This is a genomic window from Demequina sp. NBRC 110053 (genome assembly GCF_002090095.1).
In the GTDB taxonomy this organism is placed as follows: Bacteria; Actinomycetota; Actinomycetes; order Actinomycetales; family Demequinaceae; genus Demequina.
The window spans coordinates 637,768-659,881 of sequence record NZ_BBRJ01000002.1 but is presented as its reverse complement, the minus strand read 5'-3'; the positions used below and the strand labels follow the sequence as shown (position 1 = coordinate 659,881).

The 22,114-nt window shown below is 72.0% G+C and carries 19 protein-coding genes and 1 tRNA gene; 11 read left to right on the top strand and 9 right to left on the bottom strand.

The genetic code is table 11. From position 1 onward, the window contains the following. The first annotated feature begins 18 nt into the window (after nucleotides 1-18). The 3 genes from B7K22_RS03135 (at nucleotide 19) to B7K22_RS03125 (ending at nucleotide 4,538) form a co-directional block, all read left to right on the top strand. Nucleotides 19-3,009 (top strand): UPF0182 family protein, encoded by a 2,991-nt coding sequence (locus tag B7K22_RS03135; protein ID WP_371327646.1) that lies wholly within the window; start codon nucleotides 19-21, stop codon nucleotides 3,007-3,009. Nucleotides 3,010-3,079: 70 nt separating this feature from the next. After that, nucleotides 3,080-3,153 (top strand) — tRNA-Met (locus B7K22_RS03130). A gap of 101 nt (nucleotides 3,154-3,254) precedes the next feature. Then, on the top strand, nucleotides 3,255-4,538 hold the full coding sequence (locus tag B7K22_RS03125) for an APC family permease (RefSeq protein WP_084038305.1): 1,284 nt from the start codon (nucleotides 3,255-3,257) through the stop codon (nucleotides 4,536-4,538). 81 nt (nucleotides 4,539-4,619) lie between these two features. On the opposite strand, the gene B7K22_RS12010 is transcribed toward B7K22_RS03125, so the two are convergent. The 3 genes from B7K22_RS12010 to B7K22_RS03110 are packed head-to-tail and all read right to left on the bottom strand — an operon-like array spanning nucleotide 4,620 to nucleotide 5,874. Beyond that, on the bottom strand, nucleotides 4,620-4,991 hold the full coding sequence (locus tag B7K22_RS12010; RefSeq protein ID WP_159448735.1) for a CrcB family protein: 372 nt from the start codon (nucleotides 4,989-4,991) through the stop codon (nucleotides 4,620-4,622). Then, nucleotides 4,988-5,380 carry a CrcB family protein gene (locus B7K22_RS03115; RefSeq protein ID WP_084038303.1) on the bottom strand — a complete coding sequence of 131 codons (393 nt, stop codon included), beginning with the start codon at nucleotides 5,378-5,380 and terminating at the stop codon, nucleotides 4,988-4,990. The genes B7K22_RS12010 and B7K22_RS03115 overlap by 4 nt, the downstream gene beginning before the upstream one ends. Then, nucleotides 5,377-5,874, bottom strand: coding sequence for a DUF2505 domain-containing protein (locus tag B7K22_RS03110; protein ID WP_084038302.1), 498 nt, complete (start codon nucleotides 5,872-5,874; stop codon nucleotides 5,377-5,379). The genes B7K22_RS03115 and B7K22_RS03110 overlap by 4 nt, the downstream gene beginning before the upstream one ends. A 57-nt stretch (nucleotides 5,875-5,931) precedes the next feature. Between B7K22_RS03110 and B7K22_RS03105 the strand changes: the two genes are divergently transcribed. Beyond that, nucleotides 5,932-7,380: a sensor histidine kinase gene (locus tag B7K22_RS03105; RefSeq protein WP_084038301.1), complete on the top strand. Its 1,449-nt coding sequence runs from the start codon at nucleotides 5,932-5,934 to the stop codon at nucleotides 7,378-7,380. A 34-nt stretch (nucleotides 7,381-7,414) separates the two neighbouring features. Here B7K22_RS03105 and B7K22_RS03100 read toward each other — a convergent pair whose 3' ends face one another. Next, entirely contained in the window at nucleotides 7,415-7,669 is a 255-nt protein-coding gene (locus tag B7K22_RS03100; protein ID WP_084038300.1) for a WhiB family transcriptional regulator, read from the bottom strand. Between the two features lie 167 nt (nucleotides 7,670-7,836). Here B7K22_RS03100 and B7K22_RS03095 point away from each other — a divergent pair, with 167 nt between their 5' ends. Continuing rightward, a complete protein-coding gene (locus B7K22_RS03095; protein ID WP_144276208.1) occupies nucleotides 7,837-8,280 on the top strand; it encodes a hypothetical protein in 444 nt (147 codons plus the stop codon). A 5-nt stretch (nucleotides 8,281-8,285) separates the two neighbouring features. Here B7K22_RS03095 and B7K22_RS03090 read toward each other — a convergent pair whose 3' ends face one another. Both B7K22_RS03090 and B7K22_RS03085 read right to left on the bottom strand, forming a co-directional pair. Beyond that, on the bottom strand, nucleotides 8,286-11,225 hold the full coding sequence (locus B7K22_RS03090; protein WP_084038298.1) for an FtsK/SpoIIIE domain-containing protein: 2,940 nt from the start codon (nucleotides 11,223-11,225) through the stop codon (nucleotides 8,286-8,288). Nucleotides 11,226-11,355: 130 nt separating this feature from the next. Further along, nucleotides 11,356-13,479, bottom strand: a complete 2,124-nt coding sequence (locus B7K22_RS03085; protein ID WP_084038297.1) for a hypothetical protein — start codon at nucleotides 13,477-13,479, stop codon at nucleotides 11,356-11,358. A 103-nt stretch (nucleotides 13,480-13,582) separates the two neighbouring features. On the opposite strand from B7K22_RS03085, the gene B7K22_RS03080 reads away from it, so the two are divergent. Further along, entirely contained in the window at nucleotides 13,583-14,260 is a 678-nt protein-coding gene (locus tag B7K22_RS03080; protein WP_084038296.1) for a response regulator transcription factor, read from the top strand. Nucleotides 14,261-14,269: 9 nt separating this feature from the next. Then, on the top strand, nucleotides 14,270-15,580 hold the full coding sequence (locus B7K22_RS03075) for an ATP-binding protein (RefSeq protein WP_084038295.1): 1,311 nt from the start codon (nucleotides 14,270-14,272) through the stop codon (nucleotides 15,578-15,580). Between the two features lie 93 nt (nucleotides 15,581-15,673). Here B7K22_RS03075 and B7K22_RS03070 read toward each other — a convergent pair whose 3' ends face one another. Next, nucleotides 15,674-16,186, bottom strand: a complete 513-nt coding sequence (locus B7K22_RS03070; RefSeq protein WP_159448734.1) for a GtrA family protein — start codon at nucleotides 16,184-16,186, stop codon at nucleotides 15,674-15,676. Between the two features lie 37 nt (nucleotides 16,187-16,223). Here B7K22_RS03070 and B7K22_RS03065 point away from each other — a divergent pair, with 37 nt between their 5' ends. Together B7K22_RS03065 and purE are read left to right on the top strand one after the other, a co-directional pair. Then, entirely contained in the window at nucleotides 16,224-17,369 is a 1,146-nt protein-coding gene (locus tag B7K22_RS03065) for a 5-(carboxyamino)imidazole ribonucleotide synthase (RefSeq protein WP_084038294.1), read from the top strand. Further along, complete coding sequence (gene purE / locus B7K22_RS03060) at nucleotides 17,366-17,875, top strand: 5-(carboxyamino)imidazole ribonucleotide mutase (protein ID WP_084038293.1); 510 nt, start codon at nucleotides 17,366-17,368, stop codon at nucleotides 17,873-17,875. Before B7K22_RS03065 ends, purE begins: the two co-directional genes overlap by 4 nt. Before the next feature lie 123 nt (nucleotides 17,876-17,998). On the opposite strand, the gene B7K22_RS03055 is transcribed toward purE, so the two are convergent. Together B7K22_RS03055 and B7K22_RS03050 are read right to left on the bottom strand one after the other, a co-directional pair. Beyond that, nucleotides 17,999-19,288 carry an LCP family protein gene (locus tag B7K22_RS03055; protein ID WP_084038292.1) on the bottom strand — a complete coding sequence of 430 codons (1,290 nt, stop codon included), beginning with the start codon at nucleotides 19,286-19,288 and terminating at the stop codon, nucleotides 17,999-18,001. Between the two features lie 65 nt (nucleotides 19,289-19,353). Next, nucleotides 19,354-20,595: an LCP family protein gene (locus tag B7K22_RS03050; RefSeq protein WP_159448733.1), complete on the bottom strand. Its 1,242-nt coding sequence runs from the start codon at nucleotides 20,593-20,595 to the stop codon at nucleotides 19,354-19,356. A gap of 101 nt (nucleotides 20,596-20,696) precedes the next feature. Between B7K22_RS03050 and B7K22_RS03045 the strand changes: the two genes are divergently transcribed. Both B7K22_RS03045 and B7K22_RS03040 read left to right on the top strand, forming a co-directional pair. Then, nucleotides 20,697-21,710, top strand: a complete 1,014-nt coding sequence (locus tag B7K22_RS03045) for a glycosyltransferase family 2 protein (RefSeq protein WP_084039704.1) — start codon at nucleotides 20,697-20,699, stop codon at nucleotides 21,708-21,710. Nucleotides 21,711-21,776: 66 nt separating this feature from the next. Continuing rightward, the gene (locus tag B7K22_RS03040) at nucleotides 21,777-22,097 is read left to right on the top strand and encodes a WhiB family transcriptional regulator (protein WP_084038290.1); all 321 of its coding nucleotides are present in this window, start codon (nucleotides 21,777-21,779) and stop codon (nucleotides 22,095-22,097) included. The last annotated feature ends 17 nt before the right edge of the window (nucleotides 22,098-22,114 follow it).

Genomic DNA, 22,114 nt, shown 5'->3' with positions numbered 1-22,114 from the left:
GAGCCGAAGGAAAGACCAGTGACGTTCGACGATCGACCGACGCCGCCGCGCGGACCAGTCGAGGTGCCGCGCAGGCGCCGCTCCCCGCTCATGCTCGCCGCGTTCGCCGTCGCGATCGTCATCGTGATCGTGATGGCGGCGGCCCAGGTGTGGACCGAGGTCGCCTGGTACCGGCAGGTGGGCTACACGAGCGTGTTCACGACGCAGTGGGGCTGGCGCATCGCGATGTTCCTCGTCTTCGGTCTCCTCGCCGGCTTGGCCATCTGGATCACCCTGTGGGTCGCGCGTCGCGCTCGGCCGGCGGTGACGGGCAAGCGCACCGCGCTCGACCAGGTGCGGGAGCAGATCCGCCCGGTCGAGCGGCTGGTGATGGTGGCCCTCCCGGCATTCGTGGGTCTGATCGCCGGCCTCGCGATGTCCGCGCGCTGGGCGGAGTTCCTCGCGTGGTGGAATCACGAGCCCTTCGGCGTCAGCGACCCGCAGTTCGGCCTCGACGCGTCGTTCTACGTCTTCACGCTTCCCGTCGCGCAGTCCCTTGTGGGCTTCCTGCTCACCATCTCGATCCTGTGCACGCTGCTCGCCGCCTTCGTGCACCTGCTGTACGGCGGGATCGGCGGGGGCCGATCGTTCGTCGCCTCGCGGGGCGCGCGCATCCAGCTGGCCATCTCGGGCCTCGTGGTGATGATCGCCATCGCCCTCAACTACTGGCTCGGGCGATACTCGCTCCTCAACACCCAGAACGGCGACTACTTTGGCGCCCTGTACACCGATGTCAACGCGGTGATGCCCGGGCGGACCATCCTCGCGGGCATCGCGATCGTGGTGGGGCTGATGTTCCTCGCCGTCATCTGGCGAGGCGACTGGCGCATCCCGGCCGTCGGAGTGTCGCTGATGGTGCTCTCGGCTCTGGTGATCGGCGGCATCTACCCGTCGATCGTGCAGCGCTTCCAGGTCGAGCCGAACGCGCAGACGCTCGAGGCGGAGTTCATCCAGCGCAACATCGACGCCACCCACTTCGCGTTCGGCGTCGACGAGATCGAGACGATCCCCTACGACGCGACCGTCGTCGCCGAGGCCGACCAGCTGCGAGCCGACGCGAACACCACCACGCAGATCCGACTGCTCGATCCCAACGTGGTGTCGCCGGCCTTCCAGCAGCTCCAGCAGAACCGGCAGTACTACGACTTCACCGACGAGCTCGCCGTGGATCGCTATGAGCTGGACGGCGAGCTCAACGACACCGTGATCGCCGTGCGCGAGCTGAACCTCGATGGTCTCAGCGACGACAGCCGCACGTGGGTCAACGACCACACGGTCTTCACGCACGGATTCGGAGTCGTGGCCGCCTACGGCAACACGACCGCGCGCGACGGCCAGCCGTCGTTCTGGGAGGGCAACATCCCGTCGACGGGCGCCATGGGCCCGTACGAGCCGCGCATCTACTTCGGGCAGACGGTTCCCGACTACTCCATCGTGGGCGCTCCCGAGGGCACGGAGCCGTGGGAGCTCGACTACCCCGACGACGACTCGCCCAACGGCCAGGTCAACACGACGTACGAGGGCGACGGCGGACCGAGCATCGGCACGTTCATGGAGAAGCTGCTCTACGCCATCAAGTTCGGCGAGGAGCAGATCCTGTTCTCCGACCGCGTGACCGAGGAGTCGCAGATCCTGTACTACCGCGACCCCATCGAACGCGTGCAGCGCGTCGCGCCGTACCTGGAGCTCGACGGCACGACGTATCCGGCGGTCGTGGACGAGCAGGTGGTGTGGGTGGTCGACGGCTACACGACGGCGAGCTCGTTCCCCTACTCGGCGGCCGTGTCCGGAACCGGCCTGTTCGCCGGCAACGACACCCCGCAGTTCCCGACCACGCTCAACTATGTTCGCAACTCGGTGAAGGCGACGGTCAACGCCTACGACGGCTCGGTGACGCTCTATGCCTGGGACGAGGAGGACCCCATCCTCCAGACCTGGCAGAACGTCTTCCCGACGGCGCTCGAGCCGGTCTCCGCGATCACGAGCGACCTCATGAGCCACCTGCGCTACCCGGAGGACCTGTTCCAGCTTCAGCGGCACCAGCTGCAGCGCTACCACGTCACCGACGCGGCTGCCTTCTACTCGGGCCAGGACGAGTGGGACCTGCCGGATGACCCGACGGCCAGCTCGACCGGCGCCGCGGGCACCCCGTTGCAGCCTCCGTACTACCTGACGCTGCAGATGCCGGGGCAGACGTCGCCCACCTTCTCGCTCACGAGCAACTACATCCCCGGCGGCAACACCGACCGCAACATCCTCACCGGCTATCTCGCCGTCGACTCGGAGACGGGCGACGCTGCGGGCGAGGTCGCGGAGGAGTACGGCCGCCTCAGGCTGCTCGAGCTCCCGAGGGACACGACCGTGCCGGGGCCCGGCCAGGTGCAGAACAACTTCAACGCCGACCCCGACGCGCAGGAGACGCTGAATCTGCTGCGCACCGGCGACTCCGACGTGGTGAACGGCAACCTGCTCACCCTTCCCGTGGGCGGCGGTCTGCTGTACGTCCAGCCGGTCTTCATCCAGTCGAGCGAGGGCACGCAGGTGCCGCTCCTGCGCAGGGTGTTCGTCGCCTTCGGCGACGAGGTCGGGTTCGCGCCCACGCTCAAGGAGGCGCTCGACCAGGTGTTCGGCGAGGGCGCTGCGCCCGAGCCGGAGGAGCCCGTCGAGGAGGTCGAGCCGGAAACGCAGCTCGACGAAGACGGCAACCCGATCACCCCGGAGCCCTCGCCCACGCCGGAGCCCACGCCCGACGTATCGGGCTCGGCCACGCCCGACCCGCAGCCGACGACTGCCGGCGACCCGCAGGCCGACCTCGAGGACGCGCTCGATCGGGCCCAGCAGGCGCTCGAGGACAGCAACGACGCGCTCGCCGAGAGCGACTGGACGGCCTATGGCGAGGCCCAGGAGGACCTGGCCGAGGCGCTCGAGGACGCGATCGCCGCAGAGGCGGCGGCCGAGGCTCAGCGGTAGTCGACTCCCTCGCCGTTCCCGAGGCGATTTGGAGCCTCGGGAACGGTGAGATAGAGTTGATCACTGCCGACGCGGGGTGGAGCAGTTCGGTAGCTCGCCGGGCTCATAACCCGGAGGTCGCAGGTTCAAATCCTGTCCCCGCTACTACAAGACGCAAGGCCCGGACCACTGGTCCGGGCCTTCGTCGCATCTGCGCGAGGAAGGCTCCCTTCCCACCTGCGCGCCGTCGCGCTACCGTTGCGCGCGTGACCTCGGCGCGCCGCATCGGACTGTTCGGCGCCGTCGGCATCGGTGTGGGGTCCATGCTCGGCGCTGGAGTGTTCTCGGGCATGTGGGCCGATGTGCTGGCAGCGGGAGACTGGTACCTCGCCGCCGTAGCGGTGGCGGCAGCGGTGGCGCTGGCCAACGCTCTGTCGACGGCGCAGCTCGCCGCCGCCCACCCGGTCGCCGGAGGCGCGTATGCGTACGGCAGGGCGGAGCTGTCGGCCGGTTGGGGGCTGCTCGCTGGGGCCTCGTTCGTGGTGGGCAAGACCGTCTCCGTCGCGGTGGGGGCGCTCGTGCTCGGCGCCTACGTGCTGCCGGGCCACACGCAGGGCGTCGCGACGGCCGCGGTGGTCCTCGCCTGGGCGCTCAACGCGCGTGGCATCACGCGCACCGCCTTCGGCGCCACAGCCATCGCGGTCGTCGTCGTGCTGGCGCTGTCGGCGCTGATCGTGCTCTCCGCGACCACGGCGAGCGCGGGCTTCGGGTGGTTCGCGAACGCGTCGGCCTCGGCCGCGGGCGGGGCCGACGCGGGCTGGGGCCCGCCGTTCCTGGTGGCGTGCGCGGCGGTGTTCTTCGCGTTCGCCGGCTATGCGCGCATCGCCACACTTGGCGAGGAGGTGCGTGATCCTGAGCACACCATCCCGCGCGCGATCGTGGTCGCTCTCGGCATCGTCGTGGTGCTGTACGTCGGCATCGCGCAGTCGCTGCACACGCTCGTCGCGTTGCCCGAGCAGGCGCTGAGCGACGTCCCGCTCGAGGCGCTGGCCGCTCGGGTAGGGATGCCGGTCTGGATCGTCGCCGTGGTCGCGGCGCTGAGCGTCGGCGGCGCGATGCTCGCGGTGATGGCAGGCGCCGGCCGTACCGCCATGGCCATGGCGCGTGAGGGCGACCTGCCTCGTGTGCTCGCCCGCCAGGGGTCGACGGGGGCCCCGTGGCGGGCGGAGGCCGTGGTGGCAGTGCTCGCGATCGTGCTGGTGTGGACGCAGGGCGCCGACCTCATCCTGGTGAGCGTCGCCTCGATCCTCACGTACTACGCCGTCGCGAACGTCGCGGCGATGCGCCAACGCCGCGCCGGCACGACCGCGACCCTGGCAGTGCCCCTTCCCGTGAGCGCGCTGGGCCTGCTCGGCTGCGTGGTGCTGGCGGCGGTGGCGGCGCCGGCGGCGGCGGACTCGTGGTGGGTGCTCGCGATCACCATCGCCGCCGTGGCCGGCTGGCCCGCGGTGGCGACGGTGGCCCGCCGTCGCTCGCGCGCGCGAGCCTGAGGCGGCCGTCGTTCCAACCGAGTCGCGCGAGGCCGGGCGTGCGGTTGGCGGGGCGACTCGCCGACCCGACGGCGCGGTGGTTCAGCCCATGACGCCAGCGGTCGCCACCCACCCGATGCCAGCACCGGCGAGGCCGACGGCCAGGGTGGCGGCGAGATACGCTCCCGACGCCCCGAGCCGTCCCTCGCGCAGCAGCGTCACGGCGTCCACGGCGAGCGTCGAGAAGGTGGTGAGCCCGCCGGCGAAGCCCGATCCCACGATGACCAGTGCGGCGGGCGATGCGCCATGGGCGACGGCCGCCGCGACGCAGCCCAGGATCATGCTCCCGAGCGCGTTGGCGACCACGGTGGGCCAGGGAAACGCTCCCTCGGGGTCCAGGCGCGCCAAGAGGTAGCGCAGCGTCGCGCCGAGCCCGCACGCGAGGATGGCCGCCGCCCACACGCCCGCGCTCACAGGTCCGTCTCCGGCAGCTCGGCCGAGCCGGGGCGCCCGCCTCCCAGGTGCCAGCCGATCCCGGCTGCCGCCACCGCGGCGACCGTCGTGCCCACGAGCGCCGCGACCGAGGCCGCGACGGGTGCATCGGCCGTCCAGGGAAGCACGGCGACCGCGGAGAACGTCGTGAACCCTCCGAGCGCTCCCGTGGTGATCGCCGGAGTCCACCAGCGCACGCCGGTCACGGCGGTGCGCGCCGCGATGAGGCCGAGGGCGAACGACCCCACCACATTGATCGCGAGGACCTCCCACGGCAGACCGGGAGCGTCCCAGGCGGCATCGATCGCCATGCGCACGGCTCCGCCCGCGCAGCCGCCCAGCATCACCGCCAGGGCGGGGGACAGCCTCATCGGTCCCCGGCGAGCCACGCGTCCGCGACCACGAGCTCCGCCTCGAGGCCCTTGACGACCGCATCCTTGACGGCGGCCTCGATCATTGCGCCCACGAGCGGGACGCGGACGGTGATGGCGCCCGTCGCCACGAAACGCGAGCCCTCACCGTCGGGCACCAGCGCGAGCGATCCGGCGGCGTGACCGGGCGCGCCGACGATCTCCACCGCGAAGGTGCCCGTGCGGTCCTCGCCGCTGGGGGGCTCCCACACCTCGGTGTACCGCACGCTCAGGCGCGAGCCGACGAACGAGCGGAACTCAGCGGGGATGGTGTCCGATGGCACCTGCTGGCGAATCGCCACGGTGAAGCCGTCCTCGGCGGTGCCCTCCACCTCGACGTCGGGCTCGCCCGTGCCGGACGCGGCGCCGCGTCGCTGCACGAACGCGGGATCGGCGAGCATGGCGGCCACGCCGTCCGGAGTCGCGGCGAAGCGATGCGAATGACTGAAGTTCATGACACTCCCCAGGGTCTGCCTTAGGGTATCGCGGCCGGATTGCCTAGTCTTGTGGGCGTGGCAACCCTGAGAGAGACCGCCGAGAAGTACGGCACGGTGACGGACGCAGAGGCCGACTGGCTCGCGCTGCTCACCGCCGACTGGCAGATCATCGCGGATCTGTCCTTCGCCGACCTGGTGATGTGGCGGCAGGTCGAGGGAGGGTTCGTCGCGATCGCGCAGTGCCGACCCTCGACGGGTCCGACGGTCCACCAGGAGGACGTGGTGGGCACCATGGCAGCGGCAGGTCGCATCGCGCACCTGCAGCGCGCCCTCGATGACAGGGAGATCGTCGCCTCGCGCGAGCCGCGCTGGGACGAGACGTACGCCGTGCGCGAGGACGCCATGCCGGTGGTCATGGACGGCAAGGCGATCGCCGTGCTGACCCGCGAGGTCTCGCAGGCCGTGTCGCGGTCGTCGAGCCGCCTCGAGCTCAACTACAAGGGCGCGGCCGACGACCTGCTGCGCATGATCACCCGCGGAGAGTTCCCGGTCCAGACCTCGGTGACCGGTCCGCGCCGTGGAGCCCCGCGCGTGGGCGACGGGGTGCTGCGCCTGGACGCGGCCGGACACGTCACCTACGCCAGTCCCAATGCGCTGTCCTGCTTCCACCGCCTGGGAGTCACGGGCTCGCTCATGAACCGTTCGCTGCCGCGGGTGACGAGCGAGATCGTGCTCGACAAGGTCCACATCGATGAGACTCTCGCGATGGTGGTGATGGGACGCGCCGCGTGGCGCACCGACCTCGAGGCCAACAGCGCGTGCCTGTCGCTGCGGGCGATACCCGTGACCGACCACGGCGAGCGCACCGGAGCGGTGCTGCTGTGCAGGGATGTGAGCGAGCTGCGCCGGCGCGAGCGTGAGCTCATCACGAAGGACGCCACCATCCGCGAGATCCACCACCGGGTCAAGAACAACCTGCAGACGGTGGCCGCACTGCTCCGGCTTCAGTCGCGTCGCGTGCAGGCGCCCGAGGCGAAGGAGGCGCTCGCGGAGGCGATGCGCCGCGTGTCGACGATCGCACTGGTCCACGAGACCCTGTCGGGGACGCTCGACGAGCTCGTGAACTTCGACGATCTCGCCCAGCGATCGATGCGCATGGCTGCGGACGTGGCCTCGCCTGGGGTTCAGGTGAAGATCGTGCGCGAGGGCGACTTCGGGCTGATCCCCGCCCAGTACGCCTCCTCGCTCGCGCTCGTGATCACGGAGCTCGTCACCAACGCGGTCGAGCACGGGTTCGAGGGCCGTGAGTCAGGCACGATCACGGTGACGGCCGCCCGCGAGGCGCAGACCCTTCATGCGGAGATCGCCGACGACGGGGTGGGTCTCGCGGGGGAGCCGTCCGGTCTCGGGTCGCAGATCGTGCGCACCCTGGTCGAGAACGAGCTGTCGGGGTCGATCGCGTGGCAGCGCACGGAGACCGGCTCGAGCGTCAAGGTCGAGGCGAGGATCGACGACGAGCGCTGACCCGAGCGGTCAGCACGCGCCGCCTGGAGTCTGCCTACTTGGCAGCGCGGCGCGCGCGGGCGGCGCGACGCTTGAGGGAGCGGCGCTCGTCCTCTGACAGGCCACCCCACACGCCGGAGTCCTGGTTGTGCTCCATCGCCCACTGCAGGCAGGTCTCGCGGACCTCGCAGGTGTTGCACACTGCCTTGGCCTTCTCGATCTGCACGAGTGCTGGGCCGGTGTTGCCGACGGGGAAGAAGAGCTCCGGGTCGTCGACATCGAGACATGCTGCGCGGTTACGCCAATCCATGGTTCCTCCTGGGTCTGGAGGCGCGGCAAAGCCCTGCATTGTGGTGGGGGTTCATGCCGCTGCCATCGCGGTAGTCACTGCTTCAAGTTTCTCATTGTTACGAACAGATGACAAGAGTCTGACGCTGTGCGATCGTCCACATGGTCCAGCCGATACGGTTGTCCTCTATGACATCAACGCCTGAAGGCCGCCTGGCGTTGCGACCCCATGCGCTGGCATGGGGAGCCGCGCTGCTCGTCGGGCTCGAGTCGCTCGCGCTGCTCGCCATCGCCGCCGTCTACATCGCCAGGGCAGTGACGGGCCAGGCGCCGGCCGATGCGGCGATCGCGATCGCGGCGCTGGTCGCCGTGGCCGCGGCGGCGCTGGGGGCTGCGTTATGGGGATTGCTGCGCGGAGCGCGATGGCCACGGGGACTCATCGTGACATGGCAGCTGCTGCAGGTCGCCGCCGGCGCGCTGCTCGTCCAGTGGTCGTGGGCGTGGGGCCTCGCGGCGATCGCGGCCGGTCTGGGCGCCATGGCGCTCACGCTCGCGCACGCGCGCGCGGCAGAGGCGCAGGATTCCGAGGCGCAGGACTCCACCCTGCACGGCGGGAACGCTCCCGGGGCGTGACCGGCTCACACGGCCACCCGGAGGGCCCGCGCGACTCCTGACTCCACGAGCGCCATGCGGCCGGGGACGGGCACCGGCTCGGCGATGCCCTGCCAGTCGCGGGGCGCGAGGGAGCGCAGGATGCGGGGGGTCGGCTCGATCACGACGACCGCTCCGGTGCCTGGGAGCACCATGTGCACCGCGTCCGCGCAGGTGACCGTGGCGTCTGGCATGGTCTGCAGCAGCCTCTCGCGCGCCTCGCCGGGCGCGCCGAGGACGGTGACCGAGCCCTGGGGCGCAGCGTGGGGCTCAGCGCGGTCGCCCACGACGCCCCACACGCCCGGCGGCGGTGGCTTCAACGGCTGGACCAGCGCCTGCATGGGCGCCGTCGCTTCCCACGCGAGCTGCGCCTCGGTCCACTCGGCGTCCGCGCGCAGCCACGCGCGCCCCGGACCCCGGTGTGCCCCGCGGACGTCACGCGGCACGCCCCACGCCTGCGCTGCGTGAGCATCGACGCCAGGGATCACGGCGAGCAGGCCCGTGCCCTGGCCGAGCCGTGACGGCGCGTGCAGAGCGGCGGCGAGTGCCGTGGGGCGGCGCATGGCGAGCCGGGCGAGCAGCTGGTCCGCGGCGGCGCCGTCGTCGACGAGGGCGAGGCGAGCCAGCGCGGCCTCGGCGTCGTCGACGATGACGAGGACATCCTGCCGAGCCTGCGCGACGTGGAGGGTGCGGGCGGCCTCGCGCGGGTCGTGGGGCAGCAGCACCGGGGTGAGGCCCTCCGCACCCGCCTGGCGCGCTATCGCGGCGAGGGCGCCCGACCTCCCCGACCGCGGGGGACCGACGATCAGCGCCGCTCCTATGCCCGGGTCCCACGTCACCGGTCCCTGGCGGCGCTCGCGCGGCGCGTCCGCGAGGGCGACGCTGATGCGGGGCCCTGCTGAGGCTGTCCACCTCGGGGGCAGTGGAGCGACCCACAGCGGCCGCGCCCGTGCGACGCCCCGCCAGCGCTCGCACGCGAGGGCAGCGAGGCTGCTGGCGTCCCCTGCGAGAGCGGAGCCCGCGCGACGCACCCGGGGGCCGGGCTGCGCGAGTGGAGCCGCGACCTGAACCTCGACCAGGTCGCCACCGCGCGCCAGGATGGCCCTCCCCGGCGTCGCGGCGGCGATGCCGGCGGCCGCATCGGATCCCACGAGGTCGCGGGACTCGGTGGCGGAGGCGACGCGCAGCGCGAGCGTGGTGGACACGTTCGCGCGCACCTCGGGCGTCACGGCGCCTGCTGGGCGCTGAGTCGCCAGCACCAGGTGCAGCCCGAGCGAACGTCCCTGCGCCGCGAGCCGGGCGAGGTCCGGGAGGAACGCGGGATGACGGCCGACGATCTCCTGATACTCATCGATCACCACGAGGAGGCGCGGTGGCGCCCCTCCGGCGCGCTCCCAGTCCTGGAGGGAGACGTGCCCACGCTCGGCGAGCAGGCGCTTGCGCTGCGCGAGCTCGTCGGTCAGCGCGTCGACCACCCTGGCCGCCAGTGCGCCGTCGAGGTCAGTGAGCGTCCCGTTCACGTGCGGCAGCGCCTCGCACGCCCGAAGCCCTGCGCCGCCCTTGAAGTCCACGAGCGCGACGGTGAGGTCGGTCGGAGGCAGCGCGGCCGCGAGCGCGCTCACCACGAGCTCGAGTGCGACCGACTTCCCCGATCCGGTGGTGCCGGCGACCAGCAGGTGGGGGCCGTCGTGATCGAGGTCGATCTCGACCGTGCCGCGCGCGCCCTCGCCGAGCGCCACCGTGAGCACGCGCGGGCTGCCCGCTCGTCTCCCGCCCGTGGTGTCGGGCGACAGGCCGCCCGCGCCGCCCGCTGCGACATCGAGGTCGGTGCCGGACGCGAGGTCCGCCCAGCGCACCTCATCGGGCAGGGTCTCACCCGAGGAGCGCGCGGCGATCAGGCGAGCGGCGGCCTCGGCGACGGTGGCGGAGATCGCGAGCGGCGGTGCCGGTGCCGCGCCTGACGCTCCGTGCTCGACGCGCGCGTGCGGACCGACCTCGACGAAGGCGGAGCACCACGACGGCGGGCCCTGACCGCGCGGCACGTGCACGAACACGTCCTCGGGCTCGCCGGCCTCGAGCCAGCGCATCCAGGGCTCGCGCCACTGCGGCGAGGTCGGCGCGCGCTCCCGCGCGATGCAGACGGCGCGCACGTAGCCCCACACCCACGGAAGCTCGCCCCGCACGGCGATCGGGCCGACTGGCGGCGTCCAAGAGGTGTCGGCGGGTTCCGAACGCCTGCGCCGAGCGACCACGGTCGCGACGCCCATCCCGAGCGGCGCGGCCAGCGCCACGAGCGCCAGGTACCACCGGCCAGTCAGAGCGGCGATCATCACCCCGGCGACGAGCGCCGCCCCCACGGCACCCCAGTGGAGGGCCGGGCGCGAGGCGACGTGAGCGGCGGACCCGGCCCGCGCATCGGCCGGAGCGTCCATGTCGAGGGCGAGGGTCGACCTGCCGACCGCGAAGGACGCGCCCGCGACCAGCCGCCGTCCACGGCGCAGGCGCGAGAAGCGGCTGCGGCCGGGCGTTCCGTTGAGGGACCCGATGTCGCGCACGCGCGGGCGAGTGCCGCCGGTCACGAAGGCGTGTGAGCTCGACACGGCCGGATCGTCGATCACCAGGTCGCAGTGCGCGCCGCGCCCGATCGTCATGCCTGCCGGTGTCAGCAGCGCGCTGCCGCCTGCGCTCGGCCCGGCGGTGACCCTGACGAGGGGCATGCCGGGGACAGAAGCGACGCACGGTGGGTGCTCGCGCTCCGCCGCCACACGAGCGCCGTGCACGAGCGGGGCGGTGCCCGCCGGGTGGTCGGCGTCGAGCCTGAGCCCCATGCACCACAGCGAGGCGTGCCCCGTCGCACGAGCGAGCTCGCCTGCCGTCGTCCCTGGGCGAACGTCGAGATCGAGGTCGCCGGGAGCCGTGATGCGCATGCGGACAGGCTCGCGGCTGTGCGGCGTGGATGCCAGGGGTGGCTCGCGATCTGTGGAGAACTGCCAGCCGCTCCGGTCCGCCGTGGCGACCGGTGCCGCGAGGGTCAGGAAGGCACCCTGCCTCCCCGGGTCAGGGAGGGGTGACGGGCGCGACGCTGCCGTCCGGCTGGACGATCCCGGCGAGCCATCGGTAGCTCCGCTCGTAGACCGTGCGCGGCAGGCCCTCAAGCGTGTAGGCGGAGTGCCGCACGCGCGCGTCGACCGCCGGCGCAGGCATCGAGGTCCAGGGCGCCCCGTCCTGGCTGCGGGTCACCACCAGGGGTGCGGTCTCGAAGGCTGCCGCCATCGCCGCCAGAGCCTCGGCGCTCTGATCGACGAGCGCGAGCACCACCGGAACATCGCACGTGATCCGCAGGCTGCCGAAGGCCTCGGAGGTGCCGATGAGGATGATGGGTCGGCCAGGCTCGAGCGCGCACAGCTGATCGAGCATGTCGCGCGCACCGATCATCTCCCGCGTGGTGACGTTCACCGCCGACGACAGCGGCGTGGGCTGGTCGGGCGTGGGCGCCACCCAGGTCAGCACGGGCAGTGCCACGAGGGCCGATGCGCCGACGCGGCTGGCGACGGCTCGCGCCCGCTCGGTTCGCAGGAGCGCGGCGAGAGTGCCGACAGCGAGAGCGGCCGCGAGGGCGAAGCCGGGGATGGTGGCGGGCTCGAAGCGGCGGATCGCCCAGATCTGGTCGGGAATGATCGAGGGGTAGATCAGGTACAGCAGGCTGGGGGCGAGGATTGCCCCCAGCAGCACGGCCCACACCGGCCTGCTGCGCAGTGCCAGGAAGGCCGCGACGCCCATGCCCACGATCGCGAGCGCCACGATGGGCCAGGTCAGGTGGTACGAGAGCCAGGTCACGGTCGACTCCGCGTAGGTGCGCTCGGGGTCGATCTCGAGCCCCTGAGCCGCCTGGAAGCTCTCGACCACGCCGTTGGCGAACCGCGTCGACTCCGTCTCATCGCCACGTCGGGAGATCGTCCAGAGCGGCCGCGCCGCGAGGAACGTCAGGATCGCGACGACCGAGATACCTGCGGCGACCGCCGTGCGGCGTCCCCCTCGCGACCGCGCGAGCCACGCGCGCGCCCGGTCCACTCTTGCGCCGGTCCCGGGGCCCGCCGCGATCGCGAGGAGCGCGAGGCCGACGACCGCGACCAGGACGTAGGCGGCATTGAGCAGCGTCGAGCGCGAGATGAGCCGCGCCAGGTACTCGGTGGACCACGTCGCGACCGACAGGTAGCCCACGGCGGACAACGCCAGCTGAGCGCCGATGAAGCTCGCGCCCAGCGCGAGGCGTCGGCGTGCGGGCACGCCCGCGAGGAGCAGCGCGGCGATCACCCCCGCGCAGGCCCCGATGGCGAACGCGGTGCCGTCGATGCGGACGAGCATCGCCGCACCGCTCGCCATGCCGGCTCCGGCGAGCAGCGCTGTCGAGCCCTGCTCGATGCCTTGCCATGCCCACAGCACCGCCGCGAGGATCAGCAGCAGCGTCAGAGGCTCCGTGTAGGCGGGTCTCGACAGCCCGATGTGCGCGACGGTCAGCGCGACCGCTCCCGCCGGTGCGAGCGCCAGGTACGGGGACAGGAAGAGGCGGCTCACGGCGTAGATGGCGAGCAGGCCGGCCGCGCCGATCACGACGTTCGCGGCGAGCACGCCGCCGTCGCCGGCGATCCAGCCGCCGATGGCGATGGTGGCCGGGAGCATCTTCGCTCCTTGGGGCTGCACCACGTCCCCCTTGAGGTTCCACGCCTCCGCGGCGTCCGGCAGCGTCTGGGTGCCAGCCTGCGCCGCCGCCTCGGCGCCGAGGGCGGGGATGTCCGTGCTCGGGTGGTCGACCAGCCACATGCCTGACAGCGTCAGGAACCCGGGATCACGCACGACGAGCAGGTACTCCGCGCCCATCGCGACGTTGACGACGGTCCACAGCGCAGCACCGCCCGTCGCGATCGCCCCGGCGCGGGCCTCCGCGAGCGTGACGGCGGTCCGGGGCGCGAGCGCGCGCCACGCCAGCGCGGTCAGCGCTGCTGCGAGCGGCAGCACGACCCACCACAGGTGCGCGCCCACGGACACCGCGAGGCCGGCGGCGAGCGCGGTCGCGCACACGACGAGCACCGCGCGCTCGGGAGCGGCGGCGACGGCGCGAGCGGCTCTGCCGAGCGAGGCGGCACCGCCGTCGTCGAGGCCAAGGCGAGCGCTGTCCGTCACAACGCCCCAGGCTAGTGGCCCGCGCCTCGCCCTCGTCGATCGCCGTGCGCGGCGCGCGTGCCGCGCGGATTGCAAAGTCGGTGCGCGCCGGTAATGTTGCCCCATGACGCGAATTGTCTTGGTCGAAGATGACCCGACCATTTCAGAACCCTTGACCCGCGCTTTGGGTCGCGAGGGCTACGAGGTCGAATGGCACGGCACCGGCATGGGTGGCGTGGGAGCGGCGGACGACGCCGAGCTGGTCATCCTCGACCTGGGGCTGCCGGACATCGATGGCGTGGACGTGGCACGCCGCATCCGGGACAAGGGCCTGCAGGTCCCCATCCTCATGCTGACCGCTCGCGCTGACGAGGTCGACCTCGTGGTGGGCCTCGACGCGGGCGCCGATGACTACGTCACCAAGCCGTTCCGGCTCGCGGAGTTGCTCGCGCGCGTGCGCGCGCTGCTGCGCAGGCGCGTCGCCGACGAGGGCTCGGGCGAGCTCTCGGTCCGTGGAGTCCGCGTGGACGTCGCAGGCCACCGGGCTTTCGTCGACGAGTCTGAGCTCCAGCTGAGCGGCAAGGAGTTCGACCTCCTGCACCTGCTGGTCGCCAACGCCGGCTCCGTGGTCTCCCGCGACACGCTCATGCGAGAGGTGTGGGACGCGGACGCCGGCGCGCCGTCGAAGACGCTGGACATGCACGTGTCGTGGCTGCGCCGCAAGCTCGGGGACGACGCCTCCGACCCCACGTACATCACCACCGTGCGAGGCATGGGCTTCCGGTTCGAGAACGACGCCTAGGCGCGCGCGATGCGCCGCCGCGTCCTCCAGGCCACGATCTCCGCGCTCGCGGTCGCCGTGGTGCTGCTGGGCATCCCGCTGGGATTCTTCGTCGCCCAGCTCGTCCGCGACGACGCGCTCCGTGACCTCGATCTGCGCACGGCGACGGCCGCCCGCGCCCTCGACGTGCGGTACCAGGCGGGCGAGACGATCACCGAGGACAACCTCGCCTCGTACGTGAGCTCGGCGCCGGGCGCCGGCTCGTACATCTACGTCCAGCTGCCGGACGGCACGGAGCTGACGGCGGGGGAGGAGCCGGCGTCGACCTTCTCGGACTCGACGGTCACGGACTCGGGGATCGTGGTCGTGATGTCGGTGTCGTGGTGGGACGTGTTCTGGCAGGCGGCCCGCTACGTGGCGATCGTCTTCGCCCTGGGCGTGTCGGCCGTCGTCGCAGGGGTGTCCATCGCGATCTGGCAGGCCAACCGCCTCACGGCGCCGCTCGTCTACCTCGCGGCGAGCGCGGAGCAGCTCGGCACGGGTCAGGTGCGCCCGCGCATCGACCGCAGCGGCATCGAGGAGATCGATCAGGTCGCGGACGAGCTCGCCCGCAGCGCCGATCGCATGGCCGCGCGGCTCGCGGCGGAGCGCACGTTCGCCGCCGACGCGTCGCACCAGCTGCGCACGCCGCTCACGGCGCTCACGATGCGTCTCGAGGAGATCGCCGCCACGTCGAGCCAGGAGGAGGTTCGCGAGGAGGCCGAGAAGTCGCTCGAGCAGGTGGAGCGCCTGGTGGGCGTCGTGGACGAGCTGCTGGGACGCTCGCGGCGCGCCTTGGGCTCCGGCACCGAGCTGCTCGTTCTCCAGGGGGTGCTCGACCAGCAGCGCGAGGAGTGGGCGCAGGCCTTCCGCAGCGCCGGACGGCAGCTGGTCATCGCTCCCACCAACGCCACGGTGTTCGCGACCCCTGGGGGACTGGCGCAGGTGCTCGCGACGCTGATCGAGAACTCGCTCCACCATGGTGGCGGCACGACGAGCGTCGCCACCCGCGCCTCCGGCACCAACCATGCGATCGTGATCGAGGTGCGCGACGAGGGCGACGGCGTGCCGGAGGACATCGCCCCGCGCATCTTCGAGCGCGAGGTCACCGGTGGCAGGGGCACGGGACTGGGACTGGCGCTCGCGCGGGACCTCGTGACGGCCGATGGGGGACGCCTCGAGCTTGCGCATCGCGCGCCCGCTGCCTTCGCGATCTTCCTGCAGGGCGTCCCCGAGATGGTCGACCTCGACACGGTCGTGCCTCACTCGACCACGCTTCCCCAGCGGCGTCGCTCGCGGTGAACCGGTCAGCGACGCTCCTCGTCGCGATACGCCGATGCGCCGTGTTCCTGCGCGTGCCCCGTCCGGCCGAGCTGGTGGACCGACGGCCGTTGGTCAGGCGGGTTCCTGGCCGGTCTCCGCGTCCACGGGCGGCGGGCGCATCGGCTCGGGCGCAGCGGGCTGGGCGCGGAACACGAACAGCGTGTAGCCGGCATAGCGCGCCACCGTGCCGACGGCGATGCCGGCCAGCGACGCGACGTTGTCCCACGCGAGGGTGGTCAGGCCCAGCGCGTAGTGGCTGATCGCGACCACCCCGGCCTCGAGCGCCAGCGCCACGCCGTTGATGAGCACGAAGAGCGCGAGCTCGCGGGCGGGGCGGTGGCGCGACCCACCCTTGAACGTCCAGCCGCGGTGAGCCCACCACGCGAACGCGATCGATACGAGCGTCGCGATGATCTTCGCCGTGACCACGCGGTCATCGTCGCCCGCGACCTCGGCATCGGGGGCGAGCGGGCCCAGGCGCAGGAGGTTGAAGACCGCGAGGTTCACGACCACGCCTGCGATGCCCACGGTGCCGAAGCGCACGAGCTGGCCCGCGCGCTGTCTCAGCCACAAGCGTGCATTCACGAGACTCGAGCGTAGTCGTCGCCGGTAGGGTTCAGCCATGACCGCTCCCATCGTCGCCGTGGTGGGCGGCGGCCAGCTGGCCCGCATGATGGCCCCGGCCGCGACCGCCCTTGGCATCACCCTCAGGGTCCTCGTCGAGTCTGACTCCGCATCAGCGGCCGCGGCCGCGCACGAGACCGTCGTCGGCCTTCCCACCGACCCCGACGCCGTCGCCAGGCTTCTCGCGGGGCCAGCGCCCACCGTCGTGACGTGGGAGCACGAGCACATTCCAGCTGACGTGTTCGACGCGTGCCGCGCCGCCGGGGTGCCGGCGCGGCCCGGACTCGCGGCGCTGACGTTCGCGCAGGACAAGATCGCGATGCGCGCCCGGATGGCGGAGCTGGGCCTGCCGAACCCCTCGTGGCGCGAGATCACGGATGAGGAGGGTCTCGCCGCGTTCATCGCCGATCAGGGCGGCCCGGTCGTCCTCAAGACCGCGAGGGGTGGGTACGACGGCAAGGGGGTGCGCATCGTCGCCCAAGCTGCCGACGCACGTGACTGGATCGAGGCGACGGCCCACGGAGGTCCGCGACTGCTCGCCGAGGCCAAGGTCCCCTTCACACGCGAGCTCGCGGTGCAGGTCGCGCGGCGTCCCAGCGGTGACGCGGTGACGTGGCCGGTGGTGGAGTCGGTCCAGCGGGACGGTGTGTGCTCGGAGGTCACGGCCCCCGCTCCCGGCCTCAGCGCCGAGCGTGCCGATCAAGCGCGGGACATCGCCATGCGCATTGCGACCGAGCTGGGTGTGACGGGGGTGCTCGCGGTCGAGCTGTTCGAGACGGCGGACGGACTGCTCATCAACGAGCTCGCGATGCGTCCCCACAACTCGGGCCACTGGACCATCGACGGCTCCGTGACGAGTCAGTTCGAGCAGCACCTGCGCGCGGTGCTCGACCTGCCGTTGGGCGCCACGACCGCGCTCGCTCCGGTGACGGTGATGGCGAACGTGCTCGGGGGAGCGCGCGGAGACCTCGGCACGGCGCTCACCGACGTATCCGACCCAGGGGCGAAGGTCCACCTGTACGGCAAGGGCGTGCGCCAGGGCCGCAAGGTGGGGCACGTGACGGTGACGGGCGACGCCGTCGACGCCGTCTACGCCAGGGCTGTGGCCTCCGCGGCTATCGTGAGGGACGGAGGTGCGGCATGAGCGACGGCGCGGCGGTGGGGATCGTGATGGGCTCGGACTCGGACTGGCCGGTGATGCGGGCGGCCGCCGAGGCCTTGCGCGAGTTCGACATCCCGTACGAGAAGGACGTGGTCTCCGCCCATCGGATGCCAGACGAGATGATCACGTACGGGCGGGAGGCGGCCGCACGCGGCCTGAGGGTGATCATCGCCGGCGCCGGAGGCGCGGCGCACCTGCCGGGAATGCTCGCATCCGTGACCTCGCTGCCGGTCGTGGGCGTGCCGGTGCCGCTGAAGCACCTCGATGGGATGGACTCGCTGCTGTCGATCGTGCAGATGCCGGCAGGCGTCCCGGTCGCGACCGTGTCCATCGGCGGCGCTCGCAACGCTGGCCTGCTCGCCGCTCGGATCATCGGGGCCGGCTCCGATGAGGACGCGGCGGCAGTGCGCGCGCGCATGGACGCGTTCCGCGACGACCTCCGTCGGATCGCGTACGACAAGGGTGAGGCTCTGCGCCAGGAGCCCTAGTGCGGCTGCGGCCCGGCGCCGGGAAGGCTGGCCGGGAGGGCGCGCGCTGACCGGGGTCAGGGGCCGATGCGCTGGCACGCCCGCGCACGCCCCATCGTGGTGGAAGGGTCGGGCGCGGCGGGGTCAGGCGGTGGCGCAGTCCGCGAGGATCTCGTCCTGCGTCTCGCGCAACGGCTCAGTCGCCGACGGCGACGGGGTCGCCGCGGCGGTCGCGCCTGCCGCCGGAGTCGTGGAGCGCTCCGGCGCGGTGCTGGGTGAGGCGGTGGTCGCAGGCTCGCTGGCGGAGGCCGTGGCCTCGTCGGAGGCGGCATCCGGATCGGCGTCCGGGAGGGGCACGTCGTCGACGATGCTCTGGAACATGTCCTGAGCCAGCCCCTCGACCATCACCACGTCGCCGGAGCCGTCGCCGGCGTACTGCCACGGCACCGTGGTGAACTCGAGGTTCGAGGTGTCGAAGCCACGCAGATGGTAGGCGAGCCCAGCGAGGTTGGTGAGCGAGCCCAGCTGCTCGTCGATCGTCACGGACTCGGTACCGGCGCGCAGGAACTGCGTGAGCTGCTGGACGTCGGTCAGCATGTTCATGCCGAGCGCCTTGCGCGCGGTGTTCGTCAGCAGCTCATGCTGGCGATCGATGCGCATGAGGTCGGTGCCGTCCCCGAGTCCTGTGCCGGTGCGGGCGCGTGCGAACGCGAGAGCGGTCTGGCCGTCGAGCACCTGCGGACCGGCCTCGAGGTCGAGGTTCGCCTTCGAGGAGCGCATGTCGTGCGGGATGCACATCGGGATGCCGTCGAGCGCGTCGATCATGTCGATGAAGCCGCTGAAGTCCACCACCGCGTAGTGGCCGTTGAACTCGATGCCCGTGAAGTCCGTCACCGTGCGCATGGTGCATGCGGCCGCCTCGGCCCTGTTGCCGTTCGAGCCTCCCAGGGAGAAGGCGGTGTTGAACTTCGCCGTCCACCCGCGCTTGACCGATCCATCGAACATCTGACAGTCCGAGACGCGCACGCGAAGATCGCGCGGGATCGACATCACGTCGATGCGGGCACGGTCGCCGCTGATGTGCATCACCATGGTGGTGTCGGAGCGCATGCCGTCCGCGACCCTGCCGCCGATGTCGCCGTTCTCGCCGTTGCGCTCGTCCGAGCCCATGAGGAGGATGTTGATGGGCTCGCCGGCGGCGAAGTCCGTGGGCTCGGGGGCCTTCTCGATCGTCTCGCCGTTCTCGTCCGTCGGCGCCACCAGCATGGAGATGTCCTGGCGCGACAGCGCGTTCTGGGCGAGCATCGCGTAGCTCGCGCCTCCGACGAGCACGAACCCGAGCACCGCCGCCGTGCCGCTCGCGAGGAGCGTGAGCGCGCGTCGGTGCGGCGCACGCGAGGCGTGGCGCGCGAGAGCGCGACGGCGAGCAGCCATGGGCTTCCTTCGTGGCAGGAGAGGGCGAGGACAAGCGTACCGGGCGGGTAACGATCAGGTGATCGTCACGGTTCCCGCGCGTGCGCGTCGCACTCGGCCAGGATGTCCTGCACCGTCTCCGTGCGCGTCGCCGTGGATTCCGGCTGGGGCGACCGCGGTGCCACGGTGGATGCGGCGGAGGGCTCGGATGCGGGCTCGTCCCCGGCGTCGTCCCCCCACTCGGACGTGGCGTCGCCCTGGGCCGCGACCGACAGCGACCGGTCGTGACGGAGGTCATCGAACAGGATGTCCGCATCGTCGGTCATGACCACGTTGTTGCGACCGTCCGTGTACTCCCACGGCACGGTCGCATAGCTGATGTCGTCGGGGCCGAGGCCGCGCAACCGGAAGGCGAGGGACGCCATCGCGGTGAGGGATCCCAGCTTCTCGTCCGTCGTGAGCGACTCGGCCCCCGCTCGCACGAACTGCGCCAGCTGGTCGGCGTCGGAGAACAGGTTCTTCGACACCGCGGTGCGGAACGTCGACGCCAGCAGATCCTGCTGGCGCGCGATGCGCTGCAGGTCGGAACCGGACACGTCCCCCACCTCCGCGGTCCGGAGGCGGGCCCAGTTGAGGGCCGTCAGCCCGTCGAACACCTGCGGCCCGGCCCGGAGGTTCAGCTCTGCGTCCTCCGAGACGATGCGCTCGGGGACGCACATGGGGATGCCGCCCAAGGAATCGACCATCCGGACGAAGCCGCTGAAGTCGACGACCGCGTAGTGGTCGATGCGCACGTCGAAGACGTCGTGGATGGTGTTGATGACGCACGCCGCTCCCTCGGCGACGTTGCCGCCGCGCCCGCCGTTGGCGAGCGCGACGTTGAAGTCTCCGTAGCCGCCTGGCACGGCGGACCCGTCGAACCTGGTGCAGTCGGGGACCTCGACCTGGAGGTCGCGAGGGATCGACACCATGTCGACCCGCGAGCTGTCGCCCGACACGTGCGCGATGATCGTCACGTCTGCCCGCATCCCGCCGCCGGTGGCGCCCCCGATCGCCGCGTTGTCGCCGCTGCGGACATCCGACCCGATCAGCAGGATGTTGACAGGCTCGCCCGCGCCCTCCTGGGTGGGCTCGGGCGCATCGGGGGTCGACGTGATGAGGGGGTCGACATCCTCGGTCCTCAGCGAGCCGGAGAACGACGAGGTGACGGTCTGCGCGAACACGATGCCAAAGCCCACGGCGGCCGCGACGGCGATGGCGAGCGCGCGCACCGCCGGGTGCGGCCCGAGCCGATCGCCGTGCCTCACCCGTTCCACAGGCACCGCCACGCGTCCTCCTCTGTGCTCGACGCTGCCCATGCTACGTGGGAGGACGCCGGCACACGCCGTGCGGGAACCCGTCGTCGCGCCTTCGAGATAGCCTACGAGTCGTGATCGACCTGTCAGAGCTGCCATCCGTTCCGCCCGTCAGCGTCGTCATGGCCGTGCGCAACGAGGCGGCGGAGCTGGCGGCCGCCGTGAGCGCGGTGCTCGACTCCGGGTACGCCGGCGACGTCGAGGTGGTGATCGCCGTGGGGCCCTCCGGCGATGGCACCGAGGACATCGCGGCGGGGCTGGCGCAGTCGCCGCACGTGTCGGTGGTCGAGAATCCGTCTGGGCGCACGCCCGATGGCCTGAACGCCGCGATCGCCGCGTCGGCTCACGACGTCGTGGTGCGGATGGACGGGCACGCGCGCATGCCGCGCGGGTACATCGCCCTCGCGGTCGACGCGCTGCGGAGCACTGGCGCGGCCAACGTCGGCGGGCGTATGGTGCCGGTCGCGTCGGCGCCGTTCTCGAAGGCGGTCGCCGTGGCGATGTCGTCGCGGTTCGGTCTCGGCGGCGCGGGGCACAGGCAGGGCGGCACCGAGGGCGCTGCCGAGTCCGTCTACCTGGGCGTCTTCCGGCGCGGCGCCCTGGAGGCTGTGGGGCTGTACGACGAACGCTTCGAGCGGGCGCAGGACTGGGAGCTCAACTTTCGTCTGCGCGCCGCGGGAGGCACCGTGTGGTTCGTGCCGGAGATGGCTGTGCCGTACACGCCACGAGCCTCGTGGAGCGCGCTGCGGCGTCAGTTCTTCACGACGGGCCAGTGGCGGCGGGAGGTCTTCCGCAGGCACCCCGACAGCTGGTCGGCTCGATACGTCGCAGCACCGGCGGCGACCGTAGGGGTGGCGGCGGGCGCTGTCGTCGGGGCGATTGGATGGGCTCTCGGAAGTCCCGCGATCGCGTGCGCGGCGCTCGTGCCTGCGGCCTACGTAGTGGGCGTCGTCGCGGCATCCCTCCTGCTGCTGCCGCGAACGGGGCTTCGTGGGGGGCTGCGCATGCCGGTGGTCCTTGCCACCATGCACCTGGCGTGGGGTGCGGGATTCCTGCGTGGGGTGCGCTACTCTCGGCTTGACGCGTAGGGATAACAACGGTGTAATTCCTACAGGCAGGGTCACCATCCTGCCGAGTCGATCGGAGGACGGCCTATGTGGAATATCTACGGCGGTGCAGTGCCATCCGACGCAGGCAAGCCGGCGCCAGCCCTGGCATCGGTCGTCGACATCTTCGGGGCCGTCGACGATGACGGCCCTCTCGCTTGGCAGGAGCGCGCGCTGTGCGCCCAGACCGACCCCGAGGCGTTCTTCCCTGAGAAGGGAGGGTCCACCCGTGAGGCGAAGAAGGTCTGCGCCTCGTGCGAGGTGCGATCCGAGTGCCTCGACTACGCGCTCGCCAACGACGAGCGCTTCGGCATCTGGGGCGGGCTGTCGGAGCGCGAGCGGCGCAAGCTCAAGCGCCGCGCTGTCTAAGCGGCTGGCCTGCGTGG

What these genes read in the sequence shown, in the direction of transcription:
- B7K22_RS03115 (WP_084038303.1), bottom strand. Translation starts at nt 5,380, where the DNA reads ATGAGGCTGTCCCCCGCCCTGGCGGTGATGCTGGGCGGCTGCGCGGGC.
- B7K22_RS03110 (WP_084038302.1), bottom strand. Translation starts at nt 5,874, where the DNA reads ATGAACTTCAGTCATTCGCATCGCTTCGCCGCGACTCCGGACGGCGTG.
- B7K22_RS03100 (WP_084038300.1), bottom strand. Translation starts at nt 7,669, where the DNA reads ATGGATTGGCGTAACCGCGCAGCATGTCTCGATGTCGACGACCCGGAG.
- B7K22_RS03095 (WP_144276208.1), top strand. Translation starts at nt 7,837, where the DNA reads ATGACATCAACGCCTGAAGGCCGCCTGGCGTTGCGACCCCATGCGCTG.
- B7K22_RS03090 (WP_084038298.1), bottom strand. Translation starts at nt 11,225, where the DNA reads ATGCGCATCACGGCTCCCGGCGACCTCGATCTCGACGTTCGCCCAGGG.
- B7K22_RS03080 (WP_084038296.1), top strand. Translation starts at nt 13,583, where the DNA reads ATGACGCGAATTGTCTTGGTCGAAGATGACCCGACCATTTCAGAACCC.
- B7K22_RS03075 (WP_084038295.1), top strand. Translation starts at nt 14,270, where the DNA reads ATGCGCCGCCGCGTCCTCCAGGCCACGATCTCCGCGCTCGCGGTCGCC.
- B7K22_RS03065 (WP_084038294.1), top strand. Translation starts at nt 16,224, where the DNA reads ATGACCGCTCCCATCGTCGCCGTGGTGGGCGGCGGCCAGCTGGCCCGC.
- purE (WP_084038293.1), top strand. Translation starts at nt 17,366, where the DNA reads ATGAGCGACGGCGCGGCGGTGGGGATCGTGATGGGCTCGGACTCGGAC.
- B7K22_RS03055 (WP_084038292.1), bottom strand. Translation starts at nt 19,288, where the DNA reads ATGGCTGCTCGCCGTCGCGCTCTCGCGCGCCACGCCTCGCGTGCGCCG.
- B7K22_RS03040 (WP_084038290.1), top strand. Translation starts at nt 21,777, where the DNA reads ATGTGGAATATCTACGGCGGTGCAGTGCCATCCGACGCAGGCAAGCCG.